We start from the raw sequence: 19,293 nt of genomic DNA, 5'->3' as shown, positions 1-19,293 counted from the left end.
ACCGTTGACTGTCGTCACTAACACGTTACGCTCATCCGCATCCGGGCACGCCAGTGCTCCACCGCGAAAAGGCCCGTGAGAGGCCCGCGAGGAGCCTGGCCCACCGCCTTCGGGGACCGCCGCAAGGGGGCACGACCGTCATGGAACCGATCCCGTCCGCCCACGTCGACACCTTCGCCCGCGACCACCTGCCGCCCCGGGAGCAGTGGCCGGAACTCGTCTTCGACCTGCCCGAGCTGCGGTACCCGGACCGCCTGAACTGCGGCGCCGAACTGCTCGACCGCACGGTGGAACGGCTCGGCGCCGACCGCCGCGCCTTCGTCACCGACGAAGCCTCCTGGTCCTACGGCGAGCTGCGCGACCGGGTGGACGCCATCGCCCACGTGCTGACCAGCGACCTCGGCGTCGTACCCGGCAACCGGGTGCTGCTGCGCGGGCCCACCACGCCCGAGCTGGCCGCCTGCTGGCTCGCGGTGATGAAGGCCGGAGCCGTCGCCGTCACCGTGCTCGCCGCACAGCGCTCCCACGAGCTGCGCACCGTCTGCGAGATCGCCGAGGTCGGTCACGCCCTGTGCGACGCCGCCACACTGGACGACCTGGTCAAGGCGGACGTGACCGGCCTGCGCGTCACCCCCTTCGGCGGCGACTCCCCCGGCGACCTGGACCGGCTGACCGGGCCCTGGGCGGGCCGCCCTTACGGCGCGGTGGCCACGGCCGCCGACGACGTCGCGCTCATCGCCTTCACCTCCGGCACCACCGGGCGCCCCAAGGGCTGCATGCACTTCCACCGCGACGTGCTCGCCGTCGCCGACAGCTTCTCCGCGCACGTGCTGCGCCCGGAGCCGGACGACCTGTTCGCCGGCAGTCCGCCGCTGGGCTTCACCTTCGGCCTGGGCGGCCTGGTGCTCTTCCCGCTGCGGGTCGGCGCCGCCGCGCTGCTCCAGCAGTGGAACGGCCCCGACCAGATGCTCGCCGCCGTGCAACGCCACCGGGTGTCGGTGCTGTTCACCGCACCGACCGCCTACCGGGCGATCCTGGGAAAGCTCGCGGACGGCGAGGTGCGCGGCGAGCCCTGGGACGTCACTTCGCTGCGTCGCTGCGTCTCGGCGGGCGAGCACCTGCCCGCGGCCACCTGGGAGGCGTGGCGGGAGCGCACCGGGCTGCGGCTCATCGACGGGATCGGGGCCACGGAGATGCTGCACATCTTCATCTCCGCGGCCGACGACGCCATCCGCCCCGGCACCACCGGCCGCCCGGTGCCCGGCTTCGAAGCGCGGGTCGTGGGCGAGGACGGCACCACCCCCGTCCCGGACGGCGAGCCGGGGCTGCTGGCCGTGCGCGGCCCGGTGGGCTGCCGCTACCTGGCCGATCCGCGGCAGCAGAACTACGTGCGCGGCGGCTGGAACCTCACCGGCGACACCTACGTGCGCGAGGCGGGCGGCTACTTCCGCTACGTCGCCCGCGCGGACGACATGATCATCTCGGCGGGCTACAACATCGCCGGTCCGGAGGTCGAGGGCGCCCTGCTGCGGCACCCCGACGTGGAGGAGGTCGCGGTCGTCGGCCGCGCGGACGAGGAGCGCGGACAGACCGTGGTCGCCCACGTGGTGCTCCGGGAGGGCGTGCCGCGCGGCGCGGACACCGTGGACCGGCTGCGCGCCTTCACCAAGGAGGAGCTGACCCCGTTCAAGTGCCCGAAGGAGATCGTCTTCGCCGACGCGCTGCCGCGCACCCCGACCGGGAAGCTCCAGCGCTTCCGGCTGCGGGAGGCTCCCGCACAGCCGGAGGAGAGAGCGGAGGAGCGGGCGCAGGAGCGGGCTGACTAGAGTGAAGGCGTGGCCCAGCCCTCCTCCCCCGGTTCCCTGATCCTCACGTTCTTCGGCGCGTACGGACGGCCCGGCACCGCCGGGGACTCCGGCACCTCCGGAAACGGCGAGGAACCGGACGGCGGCGGCCCGGCCGGCAGCGTGCCCGTCGCGGCGCTGATCCGGCTGCTCGCCACGGTCGGCGTGGACGCGCCGTCCGTGCGGTCCGCGGTCTCCCGGCTGAAACGGCGCGGGCTGCTGGTCGCCGACCGCGCGGGCAGCCGCGCCGCGGCGTACGCGCCCTCGGACGCGGCACGCCAGGTGCTCGCCGACGGCGACCGGCGCATCTACGACCGGCCCCGCCCTGCCGCCGACGGCGCATGGCTGCTCGCGGTGTTCTCCGTCCCCGAACGGGAACGGCAGCGGCGGCACCTGCTGCGCTCGCGGCTCGCCCGGCTCGGCTTCGGCAACGCCGCACCGGGTATCTGGATCGCGCCCGCGCACCTGGAGGAGGAGACCCGGCACACCCTGGAGCGGCTCGGCCTCACCGCGTACGTCGACCTCTTCCGGGGCGTGCACGCCGGTTTCGAGCCGACGCACGAGGCGGTGGCGCGGTGGTGGGACCTGGACGCCCTCGCGTCCCTGCACCGCGACTTCCTCCACGCGCAGGAGCCCGTGCTGCACGCGTGGGCGCGGCGCCGGAAGGTGACACCGGAGGAGGCGTACCGCGACTACCTGCCCGCGCTGGACGCCTGGCGGCGGCTGCCGTACGCCGACCCGGGCCTGCCCTCCGGCCTGCTTCCGGAGGACTGGCCGGGCGAACGGGCGGCAGAGGTCTTCCACGCCCTCGACGCGAAGCTGCGCGGGCCGGGCGCGGAGCACGCGGCCGCGGTCCTCCGTGCCTGCGGTTAGGCGGAGTCGGGGCAGGCAGGCGCGCCTCAGGCCAGCACGGCGGCGACGATCGCGCCGACCCCGGTGCCCGCCAGGCCGCCCACCACCAGGACGCGCCCGGTCAGGCCGGTGGCCCGGCTGCGGGCCCGCCCCGCCGGGCGGAACGCGCCACTCAGCAGGAACACCGCCACGCCGCACAGCGCCACCCCGAAGCACACCAGGTAGGCCGCCTGGGCCCAGAGGACGCGTGCCGCGGGTTCGAGCCGGTCCGGGGACAGCGACACCGCTTCCACCTCGTCCCCGGGGTCGTGCGGGGCGCCCGGCCGGAAGTCCTCGACCCGGTGGCGGACCTCGCCGTCGTGGGAGCGGAAGACGCCGGAGCAGACCGCGTCCTCGAAGGAACGGGGATCGCACCGCTCGACCGTGACGGCGCCCGGCGCGCCACCGTCGAGCTTCACCGGCCCCTCCAGATATCCGGCGGCGAGGAACCCGAGGCCGAGGAGGAGGACGAGCAGGCCCAGCAGTCCGGCCGCGACCCGGCGCATCGTGCCGCGGGTCGCCGCCCCCGTGCCGTCCGCTCGCGTCCTCACCGGTGCCCACCCCCCGTCCGTGGTCCGGCGGCCGTCACTGCCCCGCCGTCCTGCCGTGCGCACGTCAGCGTAACGGACCCCGCGCGGGCCCGGCGGTGTCGGTTTCCGCGCCGGGCGGGCCGGTGCGAGAGTGGAGGTGTGGACCCGGCGACACGGCGCAGACGGCGCTACTTCGCGATGATGACGGCCGCGCTGGTGCTCTTCGTCAGCGCATGGGCGTTCGTACGGCTGTGGTCCGTGCCGGCCGCGATCGCCCTGTGCGTGGTGGCGATGGCCCTGCCGCCGGCCGCGGTGATCGTCGGCAACCGGCGGGAGCCGGGCGAGCGCTGGTGGGACGAGGACGAGTGACCTCCGGCCGGACGCCCCGCACGACCCCACCGGCCCTGGGTCACAGCGTGAGCCGCTGCTTCGGCGCGTCCGTGCGTCCGGTGGGCGGCTTGCGGCTGCCGGCCCGGTACTGCTGCGGCCAGGGTGCGCCGGGCCCGGTGTAGTCCTGGTCGGCGGCGGCGTGCAGCGACCAGTGCGGGTCGTACAGGTGCGGCCGGGCCAGGGCGCAGAGGTCCGCGCGTCCGGCGAGCAGCAGCGAATTGACGTCGTCCCAGGAGGAGATCGCGCCGACCGCGATCACAGGCACGCCGAGGCCGTTGCGGATGCGGTCGGCGTACGGCGTCTGGTACGAGCGCCCGAAGTCGGGCCTCTCCTCGGAGACGACCTGCCCGGTGGACACGTCGATCGCGTCGGCACCGTGGTCGGCGAACGCCCGCGCGACGGCCAGGGTGTCCTCGGCGCTGGTGCCGCCCTCGGCCCAGTCGGTGGCGGAGATGCGGACGGTGAGCGCGCGGTCCTCGGGCCACACCTCGCGGACCGCGTCGAAGACCTCCAGCGGGAACCGCAGCCGGCCCCGGACGTCGCCGCCGTAGGCGTCGGTGCGGCGGTTGGTCAGCGGCGAGAGGAAGCTCGACAGGAGGTAGCCGTGCGCGCAGTGCAGCTCCAGCAGGTCGAACCCGGCGCCGGCAGCCCGCCGCGCCGCGCCGACGAACTGGTCGCGCAGACCGGCGAGTTCGGAGACCTCCAGTGGGCGGGGCACCTGGTTGACGCCGTCGCGGTAGGGCAGCGGGGACGGGGCGACCACCGGCCAGTTGCCGTCCGGCAGCGGGTCGTCGATGCCCTCCCACATCAGCCGGGTGGAGCCCTTGCGTCCGGAGTGGCCGAGTTGCACGCCGAGAGCGGTGCCGGGTGAGCGGGTGTGCACGAAGTCGGCGATCCGCTGCCAGGAGTCGGCCTGCGCGTCGTTCCACAGGCCGGTGCAGCCGGGCGTGATCCGGCCGTCCGGCGAGACGCACACCATCTCGGTCATCACCAGCCCGGCGCCGCCGAGGGCGCGACTGCCCAGGTGGACGAGGTGGAAGTCGCCGGGGACGCCGTCGTCGGCCGAGTACATGTCCATCGCGGAGACCACGACCCGGTTGCGCAGTTCCAGCGGGCCGAGGCGGAACGGGGTGAACATCGGCGGCGTGCCCTCCGGCACGCCGGCCTCCCGTTCCACGGCGGCGACGAAGTCCGGGTCGCGGAGCCGCAGGTTGTCGTGGGTGACGCGGCGGCTGCGGGTCAGCAGGTTGAACGCGAAGCGGTGGGGCGGCTGGCCGGTGTAGGTGGCCAGGTCCTCGAACCACTCCAGGCTGGCGCGGGCGGCGCGCTGCGTGGACGTCACCACCGGGCGCCGCTCGGCCTCGTACGCGGCGAGCGCCCCCGGCAGCGTGGCGTTCTCCTCCACGCAGGCCGCCAGCGCGAGGGCGTCCTCGACGGCCAGCTTGGTGCCGGAGCCGATGGAGAAGTGGGCGGTGTGCGCGGCGTCCCCGAGCAGCACGATGTTCTCGTGCGACCAGCGTGCGTTGACGACGGTGCGGAAGGCGATCCACTGCGAGTTGTTGCCGCGCAGCGGCCGTCCGCCGAGCGTGTCGGGGAACAGCTTGGCGCAGTACGCCGCCGAGGCGGCCTCGTCCATCCGGTCCAGGCCGGCCGCCTGCCAGACCTCCTCCCGCATCTCGACGATCACGGTCGAGGCGTCGGCCGAGAAGGGGTAGCCGTGCAGCTGCATGACGCCGTGTTCGGTCTCGGCGATCTCGAAGCGGAAGGCGTCGAGCGCGAAGTCGGCGGCCAGCCAGACGTAGCGGCAGCGGTGCGTGGTCAGGTCCGGGCCGAAGGCGTCGGCGAACGCCTCGCGGGTGGCGCTGTGCACGCCGTCGGCGGCGATCACCAGGTCGTGCGACGCGGCGAGTTCCGCGGCGGCCGGGGCCTCGGAGCGGAAGCGCAGGTCGACGCCCAGGTCGCGGCAGCGCTCGTGCAGCACGGCCAGCAGCCGGCGGCGGCTGAGGGCGGAGAACCCGTGGCCGCCGGAGGTGAGCTTCCGGCCGCGGTGCACCACCTCGATGTCGTCCCAGCGCACGAACTCGTCCCGCAGCGCGGCGTACACCACCGGGTCCGCGCTCTCGATGCCGCCGAGCGTCTCGTCGGAGAGCACCACTCCGAAGCCGAAGGTGTCGTCGGGGGCGTTGCGTTCGTGGACGGTGACCTCGCGGGCCGGGTCGAGGCGCTTGAGCAGCGCAGCGGCGTAGAGGCCGCCGGGACCGCCGCCGATGACCGCGATGCGCATGGGGACTCCTGGGGTGTGGGGCGGGCGCCTGCCGCTGCCGGGTCTTCCTCCCGGTGGCGTCAGCGGCCCTGCCACTTGGGGGGCCGCTTCTCGGTGAAGGAGGCGTGGAACTCCGCGTAGTCCTCGCTGTTCATCAGCAGGGCCTGGGTGGCGGCGTCCATCTCGACCGAGGCGGACAGGCCCATGTCCAGCTCCGCGGTGAGCAGCGCCTTGGTCTGCGCGTGGGCGAGGGCCGGGCCGTCGGCCAGGCGGCGGGCGAGTTCGGCGGCGGCCTGCCGGGCCCCGCCGTCGTCCGTCAGCCGGCTGATCAGCCCGATGCGTTCGGCCTCGGGCGCGCGCACCGGCTCGCCCAGCATCAGGATGCGGGTCGCGTGACCGAGGCCGACCACGCGGGGCAACAGGTAGGCGGCGCCCATGTCGCCGCCCGACAGGCCGACCCTGGTGAAGAGGAACGCGAAGCGGGCGGTGGGGTCGGCGACGCGGAAGTCCGACGCGAGGGCGAGGACGGCGCCCGCACCGGCGGCGACGCCGTGCACGGCCGCGATCACCGGGAACGGCGCCTCGCGGACGGCCCGCACCACCTGGCCGGTCATGCGGTTGAAGTCGAGCAGCTGCGCGGTGTCCAGGGACAGCGTCTCGCCGATGATCTCCTCGACGTCGCCGCCGGAGCAGAAGCCGCGCCCCTCGCCCGCCAGCACCAGGGCGCGGGCGCGCCGCTCGCGGGACAGCTCGGCGAGCAGGTCGCGGAGGTCGGCGTACGCCTCGAAGGTCAGCGCGTTGAGCTTGTCGGGCCGGTCGAGGGTGACGGTGACGACGCCGTCGTCCTCCGCGACACGGAGGTGCGACCAGCGCTCCGCCGCGCGGACGGAACCGGTGAACGGGCTCATGGGCGTTCTCCCTCCGGGGGTGACCGACCTGGCGAACGTATCACTTGTCCGTGACTGTCGTCACGGGTACGCGATACACCACGCCGGGCACCTGCGGCGTCACGCCGCCCGGCCCCGCCCTGCACCGCTCCCGGACTCCTCCGCGTCCCGCCCCGGACGTGGACCGTCAGCCGGCGTCGCCGGCCAGCGTGGCGACGAGCACCGCCTTGATCGTGTGCATCCGGTTCTCGGCCTGGTCGAAGACGACGGAGCGCTCGGACTCGAAGACCTCGTCGCTGACCTCCAGGTGGTCCAGCCCGTACCGCTGGTGGATCTCCCGCCCCATCGTCGTCCCGAGGTCGTGGAACGCCGGCAGGCAGTGCAGGAAGCGGACGTCGTCGTTGCCGGTGGCCCGCAGCACCTCCGTCGTCACGGCGTACGGCCGCAGCAGCGCGATGCGCTCGTCCCAGAGCGCGGCCGACTCCCCCATCGACACCCACACGTCCGTGCCGACGAAGTCCGCGCCGCGCACCCCTGCGGCGACGTCCTCGGTGAGGGTGAGGCGGGCGCCGGTGGTGGCGGCGACCTCGCGGGCCCGCGCGATCACCGCGTCGTCCGGCCAGAGCCCGCGCGGGGCGACGATCCGCAGGTCCATGCCGAGCAGCGCGCCGGTGACCAGGGAGGAGTTGCCCATGTTGCTCCGGGCGTCGCCGAGGTAGGCGTACGCCATCGCCTCGACCGGCTTCGGGCAGTGCTCCGTCATGGTGAGCACGTCGGCGAGCAGCTGGGTGGGGTGCCAGGCGTCCGTCAGCCCGTTGTAGACCGGAACACCGGCGTGCTCGGCCAGCTCCTCGGCGACGGCCTGGTCGCTGCCCCGGAACTCCAGCGCATCGAACATGCGCCCCAGCACGCGCGCGGTGTCCCGTACGGACTCCTTGCGGCCGAGGTGGGAGCCGGACGGGTCGAGGCAGGTGGTGGCCGCCCCCTGATGGGAGGCGGCCACCTCGAAGGCGCACCGGGTGCGCGTGGAGGCCTTCTCGAAGATCAGGACGATGCTGCGCCCGCGGAGCCGCTGCTGCTCGGTGCCCGCCTTCCGCTCGGCCTTGAGCCGGGCGGCGAGGTCGACGAGGTGGCGGAGCTCGCCGGGGGTGAAGTCCACCTCCTTGAGGAAGTGGCGGCCCGTGAGATCTGTCGCCATGGGAGGGCTCCTCGGTCGCGTACATCAGCCTGAGCTGTAATTGTATACGACGCCCCGCATGTCTATTCGCTACGGGACGGGATCCCGCTCGACGGGGCAGCTCATGCAGCGAGGACCGCCCCGGCCGCGGCCCAGCTCACTGCCGGGGATCTCCACCACCTCGATGCCCTGTTTGCGCAGGAAGGTGTTGGTTGTCACGTTACGCTCGTACGCCAGCACCACGCCGGGTTCGACCGCCAGCACGTTGCAGCCGTCGTCCCACTGCTCCCGCTCCGCCGAGTGCACGTCCTGCGTCGGGGTGAGCACCCGGATCGAGTCGAGCCCCAGCGACGCGGCGATCGCCCGGTGCATGTGCTCCGGCGGATGATCGGTGACCTTGAGTTCCGGCCCGCTCCCCGGCTCGATCGTGTAGGAGCGGAGCATCCCCAGACCCTCGTACTGGGTGAAGGACCGGCCGTCGATCATCGTCATCACGGTGTCGAGGTGCATGAAGGCGCGCGCCTTCGGCATGTCCAGCGCCACGATGCTGGTCGCCGAACCGGCGTCGAAGAGCCCCCGGGCGAGCGCCTCCACCGCCTGCGGGGTGGTGCGCTCGCTCATGCCCACCAGCACCGCCCCGTTGCCGATGACCAGCACGTCGCCGCCCTCGATCGTCGAGGGGTACGCCGAGCCGCGGCCGTCGGACCAGATGTGGAAGTCGTTGGCGGCGAAGAGCGGGTGGTGGTGGTAGATGGCCTCGAAGTGCACGGTCTCGCGGCGCCGCGCCTCCCAGCGCATGTCGTTGATGGAGACGCCGTCGTAGACCCAGGCCGAGGTGTCCCGGGTGAAGAGGTGGTTCGGCAGCGGGGCGAGCAGGAAGTCGTCCAGATCCATCACGTGGAAGCGGACCGAGGTGGGCTCCGGATGGTGCTCGAGGAACTCCCGCTTGGTCATGCCCCCTATCAGCGCCTGCGCGAGTTCCGGGGTGGGGAGGGCGTCGAACGCCGCCCGCAGGTGGTCGGTGGCAAGCGGCCCGTACTCGCGCTCGTCGAAGACCCGGTCCAGCACGAGTTCCCGCGCCTGCGGCAGCGCGAGGCTCTCGGTGAGCAGGTCGCCGAAGAGGTGCACCTGGATACCGCGGTCGCGGAGTGCGTCGGCGAAGGCGTCGTGCTCCTGCCGGGCCCGCCGCACCCAGAGCACGTCGTCGAACAGGAGGTCGTCCTTGTTCGTGGGGGTGAGCCGCTTCAGCTCGAGATCGGGCCGGTGCAGGATGACGCGGCGGAGCCGCCCGGCCTCGGAGTCGACATGGAATCCCATGGACCCATCCTGTCCCCACCGGACGCCTCCCGCCCGGTCCCGTGCACGGATTCCGGGGAACATCACACGCCGGCACGCCTCCTCGGCGGGCGGTGCCCGGCGTGGCCCCGCCCGCCGGGCGGCGTCAGAGACGCGGGTCGACCGGCTCCGACTCCAGTGCGAGCACCGCGAACACCGCCTCGTGCACCCGCCACAGCGGCTCGCCGCCGGCCAGCCGGTCCAGCGCCTCCAGCCCGAGCGCGTACTCCCGCTGGGCCAGCGACCGCTTGTGTCCGAGGTGCCGCACCCGCAGGCGCTCCAGGTTGTCCGGGCGGGTGTACTCGGCGCCGTAGATGATCCGCAGGTACTCCCGGCCCCGGACCTTCACCCCCGGCTGCACCAGCCGGCCGTTCTCACCGCGGACGTACGCGGCCAGCGGCTTGACGACCATGCCCTCGCCGCCGGCGCCGGTCAGCTCCAGCCACCAGCGCACGCCCTCGGCGACCGACGCCTCGTCGTGCGTGTCGACACAGCGCCTCCGCGTCGGCGCGAGCAGCCGGTTCGTCCACGGCCCGTCGCCCGCGTTGGCCCGGACGGCGGCCGCACCCTCGGCGTCGATCATCCGGTCGATCAGAGCCAGCTGACGGTCGTGCGGCAGCGTGGCCAGGCTGCGGTCCCGGACGGCGAGGATCTGGAACGGCGCCAGGCGGATGCCGTCCAGCCCGTCGCTGCCCCGGCCCGGCGTGCGGGCGGGACCGTCCTGCGGCTCGCCGGGCCAGCCGCGCGCCGGATCGCCCACCGGCCAGCAGTAGCGGCGGTACGCCTCGGTGAACGCCGCCGCGTCCGCGGCCCGGCCGTGCTGCCGGTCCAGCAGCCCGCCGACGTCCACCCCGCGCGCGGCGGCCGCCGCCACGGCGCCGAGCGCGTCGGGGAAGACCGCTCCGGCCGCCGCGCCGACCGCGGCGTACTGGTTGCGCAGGAGACCGCCCGCCTTCAGCGACCACGGCATCAGCTCCGCGTCCAGCAGCATCCAGTCGGTGTCCAGTTCCGCCCACAGCCCGGCGTCCTCGGCGCTGCGCGCCACGCGCCGCAGCACGGCGGCGGTCAGCGCGTCGTCGAGGAAGGGCCGGCCGGTACGGGTGTAGAGGGCGCCGGGCACGTCCCCCCGGGCACCGAACCGCTCCCGGGCCGTCGCCGCGTCCCGGCAGACCAGCGCCACGGCCCGCGAGCCCATGTGCTTCTCCTCGCAGACCACCTCCCGCACGCCGTCGGCGCGGTAGCCCGCGAAGGCCTCGGCCGGGTGCTCCAGCCAGCCGTCCTCGTGGGAGGTGGCGCACGGCGCCATGGTCGGCGGCAGATACGGCACCAGCCCGGGCGCGAGCGCGAACCGGCTCATCACCTCCAGCGCGGCGGCCGCGTTCTCCTCCCGGACGGAGATCCGTCCGGCGTGCCGGGTCTCCACGATGCGGCGGCCGTGCACATCGGTGAGGTCCAGCGGACGGCCGTCCGCACCGCCGGGCGCGTCGCTGGCGAGCGGGCGGACCGGCTCGTACCAGACCTGCTCGGCGGGCACGTCGACCAGTTCGCGCTCCGGCCAGCGCAGCGCCGTCATGGCGCCGCCGAACACGCAGCCGGTGTCCAGGCAGAGGGTGTTGTTGACCCAGGACGCGCGCGGCACCGGCGTGTGGCCGTAGACGACGGCCGCCCGGCCGCGGTAGTCCTCGGCCCACGGGTAGCGCACCGGCAGGCCGAACTCGTCCGTCTCACCGGTGGTCTCGCCGTACAGCGCGTGCGCCCGCACCCGGCCGGACGTACGGCCGTGGTACTTCTCCGGCAGGCCCGCGTGGCACACCACCAGCGCGCCGCCGTCCAGCACGTAGTGGCTGACCAGCCCGTCGACGAACGTGCCGACGCGCCCGGCGAACTCCGGGTCGTCCTGCGCCTCCTTCTCCATCTGCTCGACCGTCTCGGACAGTCCGTGCGCCACCTTCACCTTGCGGCCCTTCAGCCAGCGGCCGAGCTTGTTCTCGTGGTTGCCGGGCACGCACAGCGCGGTGCCCGCCTCGACCATGCCCATCACCAGGCGCAGCACGCCGGGACTGTCCGGGCCGCGGTCGACCAGGTCGCCGACGAACACGGCGGTGCGGCCCTCCGGGTGGCGTGCGCCGACCGCGCGGCCCCGGGCGTCGCGCTCCAGCCGGTAGCCGAGGCGGCCGGCGAGCAGCGTCTCCAGCTCCGCACGGCAGCCGTGGACGTCGCCCACGATGTCGAACGGGCCGGCCAGCTGCCGCAGGTCGTTCCAGCGGCGTTCCCGCTCGACGCGGACCGACTCCACCTCCTCCACGCCGCGCAGCACGTGCACCCGGCGAAAGCCCTCGCGCTCCAGGCCGCGCAGCGAACGACGCAGTTCGCGCCGCTGCCGCGGCAGGACGTGCGCGGGCAGACCGGCACGGTCCGCGCGGGCCGCGTTGCGTTCGGCGCACACCGCCTCCGGCACGTCCAGCACCACCGCCACCGGCAGCACGTCGTGCTCGCGGGCGAGCGCGACCAGCTGCCGGCGCGCCTCGGACTGCACGTTGGTGGCGTCGACGACCGTGATCCGGCCGCCGGCCAGGCGTTTGGCCGCGATGTAGTGCAGCAGGTCGAAGGCGTCGGGGGTGGCCGACTGGTCGTTGTCGTCGTCGGCGACCAGCCCCCGGCACACGTCCGAGGACACCACCTCGGTGGGCAGGAAGTGGCGGCGGGCGAAGGTGGACTTGCCCGCTCCGGTGGTGCCGACCAGCACGACGAGGCACAGGTCGGGCACGGCGAGCGCACGGACGTCCGTCATGCGGCGGCCTCCGTCGGGAGAAGGGTGAACAGGGCGAGCTGGGTGGGCGGGCCGACCTCGGGGTCGTCCGGCCCGACCGGCCGCAGGTCCACGGCGTAGCCGTGCCGTCCGGCGACCTCCTCCGCCCAGCACCGGAACTCCTCCCGGTTCCACTCGAACCGGTGGTCGTGATGCCGGACGTGGCCGGCCGGCAGCGACTCCCAGCGGACGTTGTACTCGACGTTGGGCGTGGTGACGACGACAGCCGACGGCCGCGCGGCACCGAACACGGCGTACTCCAGCGCGGGCAGCCGCGGCGGGTCGACGTGCTCGACGACCTCGCTGAGGACCGCGGCGTCGTAGCCCTTGAGGCGGGAGTCGGTGTAGGCGAGCGAGCCCTGCAGCAGGCTCACCCGGGACGCCTGCCGCTCGCCCATCCGGTCCAGGCGCAGCCTGCGGCTCGCGACGTGCAGGGCCCGCATCGACACGTCGACGCCGGTGACCTGGGTGAACCGCCGGTCGGACAGCAGCGCGGCGACCAGCCGGCCCTCGCCGCAGCCCAGGTCCAGCACGCGCGCGGCGCCCGTCTCGTGCAGGGCGGCGAGGATCGCGTCCCGGCGCTCGGCGGCCAGGCCGCGCGGCTTCCCGGCCGCCGCAGGGTCGGACGCCTGCGGCGCCGCCGTGCCGGGCGTCTCCGGCGCCGCGGTGCCGGGCGTCTCCGGTGCCTCCGCGCCGGCGGGGGTGCCGTCGGAGGAGGAGGGGGCGCCGGGGGACGGGGTGGAGTCGTCGTCGCCCTCCGGCACGGCGTTGTCGAGGTCCTCGGCCGCCGCGTCGTCGGACTCGGCGAGCCGGGCCAGTTCCAGCCGCTCCATCGCCCGCCGGGTGAGAGCGCCGCGCCGGGCCAGGTAGCGGCCGGCGATCAGGCCCTGCTCCGGGTGGTTCTCCAGCCAGCCCTCGCCGGCCCGCAGCAGCTTGTCGACCTCGTCGGCCGTCACCCAGTAGTGCTTGGCCCCGTCCAGGACGGGGAGCAGCACGTACAGCTGCCGCAGCGCGTCGGCGAGCCGCAGCGCGCCCTCCAGCGTCAGCCGCAGGTAGCGCGAGTCGCCCCACTCCGGGAAGTGCGCGTCGAGCGGCACCGGTTCGGCGTCCACCGACCAGCCCAGCGGCTCGAACAGGCGGCGCACGGTGTCCACTCCGCCGCGCGCGGGCAGCGCCGGGACCGCGACGCGCAGCGGCAGCGCACGGCCGGGGAGGTCCGGACGCTGCGGGCAGCGTCCGGACATCGCGCTGCGGAACACGGCGCCGAGCGCGACGGCGAGCAGCGAGGACGCCGCGTAGGGGCGGTCGTTGACGTACTGGGCGAGAGCGGAGTCCGGGGCGCCGCCCCGGCCCTTGCCGCGGCCGCGGCGCACCAGCGCGACCGGGTCGACCTCCAGCAGCAGGGCGGCCGTGCAGCGATGCGCGTCGGCCTCGGGGTAGAGGACGTGCGCGGTGCCGCAGGAGGTGTCGAACGCCTGGGCCTTCCCGGGGTGCTTGTGCAGCAGGAACCCGAGGTCGGTGGCCGGGCTTTCGACGGTGCCGGTGGTGGAGATCGTCAGGAACACGCGCTCGAGTATCGCCCTGCCGCTCGTCCCCGACCACCCGTTTTCCCCGCGGCCGGAAGCGGTCCGCGCACGAACTGTTGACCCCGTACCGTCCGGTCGGTACGTTCCCCGGAACTCGAAGCTCCGGTCCTTCTCCCCGGTCCCCCTTCCCGGCCGCGGCAGCGGCCACGGCCTTCCAGGAGCGTGCATCCATGAAGACCACGCCACCCTCCCCCGCCGACTCGTCGGCGACCCACCGCCGCAAGGTCGCCTCCGCCGCGGCGGCCGCGTCCGCCGTGGAGTGGTACGACTACTTCATCTTCGGCATCGCCGCCGCGCTCGTGCTGGGCGACGAGTTCTTCCCCTCCAGCAGTCCGGTGGCCGGCGTCCTCGCCGCCTTCGCGACGTTCGCCGTCGGCTTCCTGGCCCGCCCGCTCGGCGGCATCGTCGCCGGCCAGCTCGGGGACAAGCGGGGACGCAAACCCATGCTCGTGCTGGCGCTGACCGTGATGGGCCTCGCCACCACCGCGATCGGCCTGCTGCCCGGCTACGACACCATCGGCGTCGCCGCACCGATCCTGCTGGTGGCGCTGCGCGTCCTCCAGGGCGTCGCGGTGGGCGCACAGTGGGGCGGCGCGATGCTGATGGCGACCGAGTACGCGCCCGAGGGGCGGCGCGGACTGTACGGCAGCCTGGTCCAACTCGGCGTGCCGATCGGCGTGGTGACCTCGAACGTGGTCTTCCTCGTCGTGGAGAGCACGACCAGCGGCAGCGCCTTCGCCTCCTGGGGCTGGCGCATCCCCTTCGGCGTCGGCCTGCTCGTCCTCGTGCTCGCCTGGTACATCCACACCCGGGTCGAGGAGACGCCGGAGTTCCGCGCCGCCGAACGGGCGCTGGCGGAACAGGAGAAGCAGACGGACGCGTCGCGCTCCCCGCTGCGCGAGGTGCTGCGGCACCACCTGGGCACCGTGCTGCTCGCCGCCGCCTCCTTCGCCGTGAACACCGCCACGTTCTACATCGTGATCACCGGCGTGCTCGACTACACCACCCGCGAACTCGGCATGGAACACGGCGCGGTACTCACCGTCTCCCTGCTGGTCAGCCTCACCCAGTTCGCGCTGATACCCGCCGCGGCCGCCCTGTCCGACCGCGTCGGCCGGGTGCGCGTCTACACCGTCGGCGCGGCCGGACTGCTGGTGTGGGCGATCCCGATGTTCCTGCTCATCGACACCGGCTCGCTGTGGTGGCTGGCCGTGGGCACGTTCGTCACCAGCTGCTTCCTCAGCATCATGTACGGCCCGCAGGCGGCGCTGTTCGCCGAGCTGTTCACCGCGGAGATGCGCTACACCGGAGCCTCGCTCGGATACCAGATCGCCGCGGTGATCGGTGGCGGGCTGGCGCCCTTCCTGATGGTGCTGCTGCTCGAGGCGACCGGCACCTCGCTGGCCGTCGGCGGCTACATCATGGCCCTGTCCGTGCTCTCCCTGGCCTCCATCGCGGTCCTCTCCCGCCGCGCCCGCGCCCGCACCGCGGCCGCCTCCCCCGAACCGGCCGCGGCGGCCCCGGGCGAGCCGGTCTAGCGGGGGTCTCCGGGACGGCCGGGGTCGCCGTCCGGAGGGGGCCGGAGCGCGGCGGCGAGGCGGGCGACGAGGGCGGGGCCGACACGGCAGCAGCCGCCGAGGAGACGGGCGCCGCGCGCGGCCCAGCCGGCCGTGGCACGCGGGTCGAAGGTGACCGCGCCGCGCCAGCGGCGCCCGTCGGCGTCCCAGCGTTCGCCGCTGTTGGGGTAGACGACCACGGGCTTGCCGGTGTGGGCGGCGGCGAGAGCCACCGCCTCCGCCGCGTCGCGGGAGGTGCAGCAGTTGACGCCGGCCGCGACGACCTGGTCGTGGCCGGCGAGCAGGTCGAAGGCCTCGGCCAGCGGCTGCCCGGCGCGGGTGCGGTCGCCGGCGACGGTGTAGGTCAGCCAGACCGGCAGGCCGGTCCCTTCCGCCGCCCGCAGCAGGGCTTCCGCCTCGTCCACGTCCGGCACGGTCTCCAGGGCGAGCACGTCCGGCGCGGCCTCGGCGAGCGCCTCGATGCGCGGCCGGTGGAAGCGCTCCAGCTCGCGCACGGTGAGCCCGTACCGGCCGCGGTACTCGCCGCCGTCGGCCTGCACCGCGCCGTACGGGCCGACGGAGGCGGCGACGTGCACGGGCGTCCGCCCGGCCGCCTCGCGGGCGAGGGCGACGCTGCGGCGGAAGAGGCCGGCGGCCTCCGCGCGGGAGAGGCCGCGGCGGGCGAACCCCTCGAAGGACGCCTGGTAGCCCGCGGTGATGAGTACCCGCGCTCCCGCCCGCACGTAGGCCCGGTGCGCGGCCACGATCTCGTGCGGGCCGTCCGCGAGCAGCCGCGCCGACCACAGCGCGTCGGACAGGTCGCAGCCCTGCGCCTGAAGCTGGTTGGACAGCCCGCCGTCGAGGACGACCGTGCCGCGGGCGAGGGCGTCGGCGAGCGGGAGCGCGGGGAGGCTCACGACAGCCGGCTCTGCACCCGGGACGCGATCAGCTCCAGGTGGTCGAGGTCCTGCAGATCCATCACCTGGAGGTAGATCCGGGACGATCCGGCCTCCTGGTAGCGGCCGATCTTGTCGACGACCTCCTCCGGCGTGCCGGTGAGGCCGTTCTCCTTCAGCTCGCCGACGTCCCGGCCGAGGGCGGCGGCGCGGCGGGCGACCTGCGCGTCGTCCTTCCCGACGCAGACGATCAGCGCGTTGGAGTACACCAGCTCGTCCGGCTTCCGCCCGGCTTCGGCCATCGCCTCCCGGACCCGGGCGAAGCGTCGGGCGCTGTCGTCGGGGTGGGTGAAGGGCAGATTGAACTCGTCGGCGTAGCGGGCGGCCAGGCGGGGCGTGCGCTTCTCGCCGAGTCCGCCGACCAGCACCGGGATCTTCGGCTGGACGGGCTTGGGCAGTGCCGGGGAGTCGGCGAGCCGGTAGTACGCGCCGTCGTAGGCGAACCGCTCCCCCGCCGGTGTCGCCCACAGGCCGGTGACGACGGCGAGCTGCTCCTCCAGCCGCGCCAGCTTCTCCTTCGGGAACGGGATGCCGTAGGCCGTGTGCTCCTCCTCGAACCATCCCGATCCGAGGCCGAGTTCGACCCGCCCGCCGGACATCTGGTCCACCTGGGCGACCTGGATGGCCAGCGGCCCCGGCAGCCGGAAGGTGGCAGCGGACATCAGGGTGCCGAGCCGGATGCGGCGGGTCTCGCGGGCGAGCCCCGCCAGGGTGGTCCAGGCGTCGGTGGGGCCGGGCATGCCGTCGGCGTCCCCCATGGCCAGGTAGTGGTCCGAGCGGAAGAACGCGTCGAAGCCGAGGTCCTCGGTGGCCCTGGCGACGGCGAGCAGCGTGTCGTAGTCGGCGCCTTGCTGGGGTTCGGTGAAGATGCGCAGGTCCATCACCCCATCCTGCACGGCCGCACCGCGCTCCGGCGGGAGGGCTCCTCAGGCGGCCGGGCCCCTTTCCGGGAGGGCCAGCCCGCGGAGTATGCCCGTCACGCGGTCCGCGGACACGTCGGCGGCGTCGATGGCCTCGACGCACTGCCAGTACAGCCCCTGCTCCTCCGCCGAGACGCAGACGCCGACCAGTGCGGTGACCGACTCGCCCAGCAGCACCGCCAGCGCGCCGAGCGCCGCGTGCACGTCGTCCATCCGGGTCAGGCGCGCGGCACGGACCCCCTCGGCGCCCTGCCCGTCGTGCCGCAGCGTGACACAGCCGCTCATGCCCGCCTCGCTGAGCGACACGGCTTCCGCCCGGACGGCCGGCGGGCCGGTGATGGCCAGGTGTGACCCGACCGCCTCCACCAGCGCCTGCACCTGCCAGACCTCCGCGATCACGTCCGCCACGCCCGAGGTGCCTGCTGCGGCGGCGCTGCGCGCGAGCGCCTGCCGCGTCTCCTCGATGAGTCCGACTGCTTCCATCGCCTTCCCCCTCCACACGGTTCTCACCCACGGTGACACCGATCGACCTTCTCCCTCGGAAAGTTGGGGAGAAATGTGGACAACTTCGCCACTCTGCATAACTCCCTCACTCCATAGAGTCACCGTTTCCGGGTGCCGGGAAACGCTCCTCGTTCCGTGCGATCTTGGCTTCGAGTGCGGCCAGCGCGTCCACCCCCAGCACCTCGCAGAACTGGAGGAGATACGCCAGGACGTCGGCGACCTCGTCCTCGACGCGCGCGGCGGACCTCCGGTCCGCCATCACGCCCGCCGACTCCTCCGGTGTGAGCCACTGGAAGATCTCCACCAGTTCGCCGGCCTCCACACTCAGCGCGGCGGCCAGGTTCTTCGGCGTGTGGTAGCGGCCCCAGTCGCGGACCTCGGCGAACTCGGCGAGCCGGCGCTGGAGTCCGGGCAGGCTGCGGGCGGCGGGCACGTCGTCGTCAGGCCCGGGGGAGCTGTGCGGGAATGCGTTCACGCCCCAGGTCTACCAGGGTCGCCTCCGGCACCCGCACGGCGTCCGGCGCCTCGTGCAGGGTGCCCAGCAGCCGGATGTGCCCGCGCCGGCACATGCGCGCCGTGAGAGCGAGGAGTTCCGCCGACTGCCGCCGGTCCAGCCCGCGGTCCAGGCCGTCCGCGAGCACCGCGAGCGCCTGCCGGGCGGGCAGCATGCCCTCCACCGGATCGACGTTCAGCACCCCCGGCCCGGCCAGCAGCACCAGCGCCAGGCCGAGGTAGCGCAGCTCGCCGTCACCGAGCCGGTCGACCGGCATCGGCTCCGCGCTCCCGCCGCGCTCCAGGAGCGCCCGCACCCGGCCGCCGTCGCAGGCGACCGCGGTCAGCCCGTCCACCGGCCCCGCACAGCCGGCCCGCACGGCTTCCACCAGCGCGGCGTGCCGGGTCGTGCTCTCGGCGCGGGTGCGTCTGAGCACCGCGGCGAGGTTGTCGCAGCCGGAGCGGAGCATGCCGTCCGCGAGGTCCGCGGGCGCCCGCATGGCCTCCGGCGCGGGATCGCAGGGGAAGACCGAGCGCAGCGCCACCACGACCTGTTCGACCGCGGCCAGCACCTCCCGCTGCCCCTCCGTCGTGCCCGCCACCCGCAACGGCAGCAGCGCGGTCGCCAGCCGGTCGTCGGGCAGCGGCGCCCTCACCACCTTGCTGCCCGCGGTGTGCCACTCGGCCTGCACGCTGGGGCGGCCCGGGTCACGCTGCGCCGTGGACAGCAGCGTCCGCCCGTCGGCGGCGACCAGCCGTTCGCCCGCCACGCGCAGTTCGGGTTCCGCCTGCACCGCGAGGTCGAGCCGCACGGGGCCGGCCGGGCCGTCGACGGTGCAACCCAGCCGGAACCCGCGCCGGCCCTGCCCGTCGGGGCGGGCGGCGAACGGCACGCACGACGAGGCGCCGCCGATCCGGTCCCCGAACACCTCGCTCAGGCCGTCGCCGTGCGCGAGCCGTCCGAGCGCGTGGAACGCCTCCAGCACGCTGGACTTGCCGGACCCGCTGGGCCCCGTCAGCAGCGTGAACCCCCGCAGCGGCAGCACCCTGCCCCGGTGCGCGCGGAAGGCGGAGAGCCGCAGCTCGGAGACGACGGGGGTCGGCGAAGCGTCCATGCGACGACGCTAGAACCGGCAGGACGTGCCGAACCGTT

At 74.4% G+C, this 19,293-nt stretch carries 16 protein-coding genes; 4 read left to right on the top strand and 12 right to left on the bottom strand.

Annotated features, from left to right (window positions below):
• Nucleotides 1-140: 140 nt before the first annotated feature.
• The gene (locus K304_RS27865; protein WP_051308063.1) at nt 141-1,826 is read left to right on the top strand and encodes an AMP-binding protein; all 1,686 of its coding nucleotides are present in this window, start codon (nt 141-143) and stop codon (nt 1,824-1,826) included.
• Between the two features lie 9 nt (nt 1,827-1,835).
• On the top strand, nt 1,836-2,717 hold the full coding sequence (locus K304_RS0107500) for a PaaX family transcriptional regulator C-terminal domain-containing protein (protein ID WP_027763239.1): 882 nt from the start codon (nt 1,836-1,838) through the stop codon (nt 2,715-2,717).
• Nucleotides 2,718-2,743: 26 nt separating this feature from the next.
• Here the strand turns inward: K304_RS0107500 and K304_RS0107495 are convergent, their stop codons facing one another.
• Entirely contained in the window at nt 2,744-3,286 is a 543-nt protein-coding gene (locus K304_RS0107495; RefSeq protein WP_158687314.1) for a hypothetical protein, read from the bottom strand.
• Nucleotides 3,287-3,424: 138 nt separating this feature from the next.
• Between K304_RS0107495 and K304_RS27860 the strand changes: the two genes are divergently transcribed.
• Nucleotides 3,425-3,634, top strand: a complete 210-nt coding sequence (locus tag K304_RS27860; protein WP_037789456.1) for a DUF3099 domain-containing protein — start codon at nt 3,425-3,427, stop codon at nt 3,632-3,634.
• A 40-nt stretch (nt 3,635-3,674) separates the two neighbouring features.
• On the opposite strand, the gene K304_RS0107485 is transcribed toward K304_RS27860, so the two are convergent.
• The 6 genes from K304_RS0107485 to K304_RS0107460 form a co-directional block, all read right to left on the bottom strand.
• Nucleotides 3,675-5,939 carry a bifunctional salicylyl-CoA 5-hydroxylase/oxidoreductase gene (locus K304_RS0107485; protein ID WP_027763237.1) on the bottom strand — a complete coding sequence of 755 codons (2,265 nt, stop codon included), beginning with the start codon at nt 5,937-5,939 and terminating at the stop codon, nt 3,675-3,677.
• A 59-nt stretch (nt 5,940-5,998) separates the two neighbouring features.
• A complete protein-coding gene (locus tag K304_RS0107480; RefSeq protein ID WP_027763236.1) occupies nt 5,999-6,826 on the bottom strand; it encodes an enoyl-CoA hydratase family protein in 828 nt (275 codons plus the stop codon).
• Nucleotides 6,827-6,992: 166 nt separating this feature from the next.
• Nucleotides 6,993-8,003 carry an ornithine carbamoyltransferase gene (argF, locus tag K304_RS0107475; RefSeq protein WP_027763235.1) on the bottom strand — a complete coding sequence of 337 codons (1,011 nt, stop codon included), beginning with the start codon at nt 8,001-8,003 and terminating at the stop codon, nt 6,993-6,995.
• A gap of 69 nt (nt 8,004-8,072) precedes the next feature.
• Entirely contained in the window at nt 8,073-9,299 is a 1,227-nt protein-coding gene (locus K304_RS0107470) for an arginine deiminase (protein ID WP_027763234.1), read from the bottom strand.
• Between the two features lie 124 nt (nt 9,300-9,423).
• Complete coding sequence (locus tag K304_RS0107465; RefSeq protein ID WP_027763233.1) at nt 9,424-12,108, bottom strand: polynucleotide kinase-phosphatase; 2,685 nt, start codon at nt 12,106-12,108, stop codon at nt 9,424-9,426.
• Entirely contained in the window at nt 12,105-13,691 is a 1,587-nt protein-coding gene (locus K304_RS0107460) for a 3' terminal RNA ribose 2'-O-methyltransferase Hen1 (RefSeq protein ID WP_027763232.1), read from the bottom strand. Before K304_RS0107460 ends, K304_RS0107465 begins: the two co-directional genes overlap by 4 nt.
• 191 nt (nt 13,692-13,882) lie before the next feature.
• Here K304_RS0107460 and K304_RS27855 point away from each other — a divergent pair, with 191 nt between their 5' ends.
• Nucleotides 13,883-15,250 (top strand): MFS transporter, encoded by a 1,368-nt coding sequence (locus K304_RS27855; RefSeq protein WP_051308061.1) that lies wholly within the window; start codon nt 13,883-13,885, stop codon nt 15,248-15,250.
• Here the strand turns inward: K304_RS27855 and mmuM are convergent.
• The 5 genes from mmuM to K304_RS0107430 form a co-directional block, all read right to left on the bottom strand.
• A complete protein-coding gene (gene mmuM / locus K304_RS27850; protein WP_051308059.1) occupies nt 15,247-16,185 on the bottom strand; it encodes a homocysteine S-methyltransferase in 939 nt (312 codons plus the stop codon). The two genes, K304_RS27855 and mmuM, sit on opposite strands and share 4 nt — an antisense overlap.
• Nucleotides 16,182-17,105 carry an LLM class F420-dependent oxidoreductase gene (locus K304_RS0107445; protein ID WP_027763231.1) on the bottom strand — a complete coding sequence of 308 codons (924 nt, stop codon included), beginning with the start codon at nt 17,103-17,105 and terminating at the stop codon, nt 16,182-16,184. Before K304_RS0107445 ends, mmuM begins: the two co-directional genes overlap by 4 nt.
• 45 nt (nt 17,106-17,150) lie before the next feature.
• Nucleotides 17,151-17,627 carry a DUF6099 family protein gene (locus K304_RS0107440; protein WP_027763230.1) on the bottom strand — a complete coding sequence of 159 codons (477 nt, stop codon included), beginning with the start codon at nt 17,625-17,627 and terminating at the stop codon, nt 17,151-17,153.
• Nucleotides 17,628-17,733: 106 nt separating this feature from the next.
• Nucleotides 17,734-18,063, bottom strand: coding sequence for a nucleotide pyrophosphohydrolase (locus K304_RS0107435; protein WP_037789527.1), 330 nt, complete (start codon nt 18,061-18,063; stop codon nt 17,734-17,736).
• A gap of 25 nt (nt 18,064-18,088) precedes the next feature.
• The gene (locus K304_RS0107430; protein ID WP_027763228.1) at nt 18,089-19,255 is read right to left on the bottom strand and encodes an AAA family ATPase; all 1,167 of its coding nucleotides are present in this window, start codon (nt 19,253-19,255) and stop codon (nt 18,089-18,091) included.
• Nucleotides 19,256-19,293 lie beyond the last annotated feature (38 nt).

It is taken from the genome of Streptomyces sp. CNS606 (assembly GCF_000426325.1).
The sequence above is the reverse complement of the archived record's forward strand: the minus strand, read 5'-3'. Positions and strand labels throughout refer to the sequence as shown.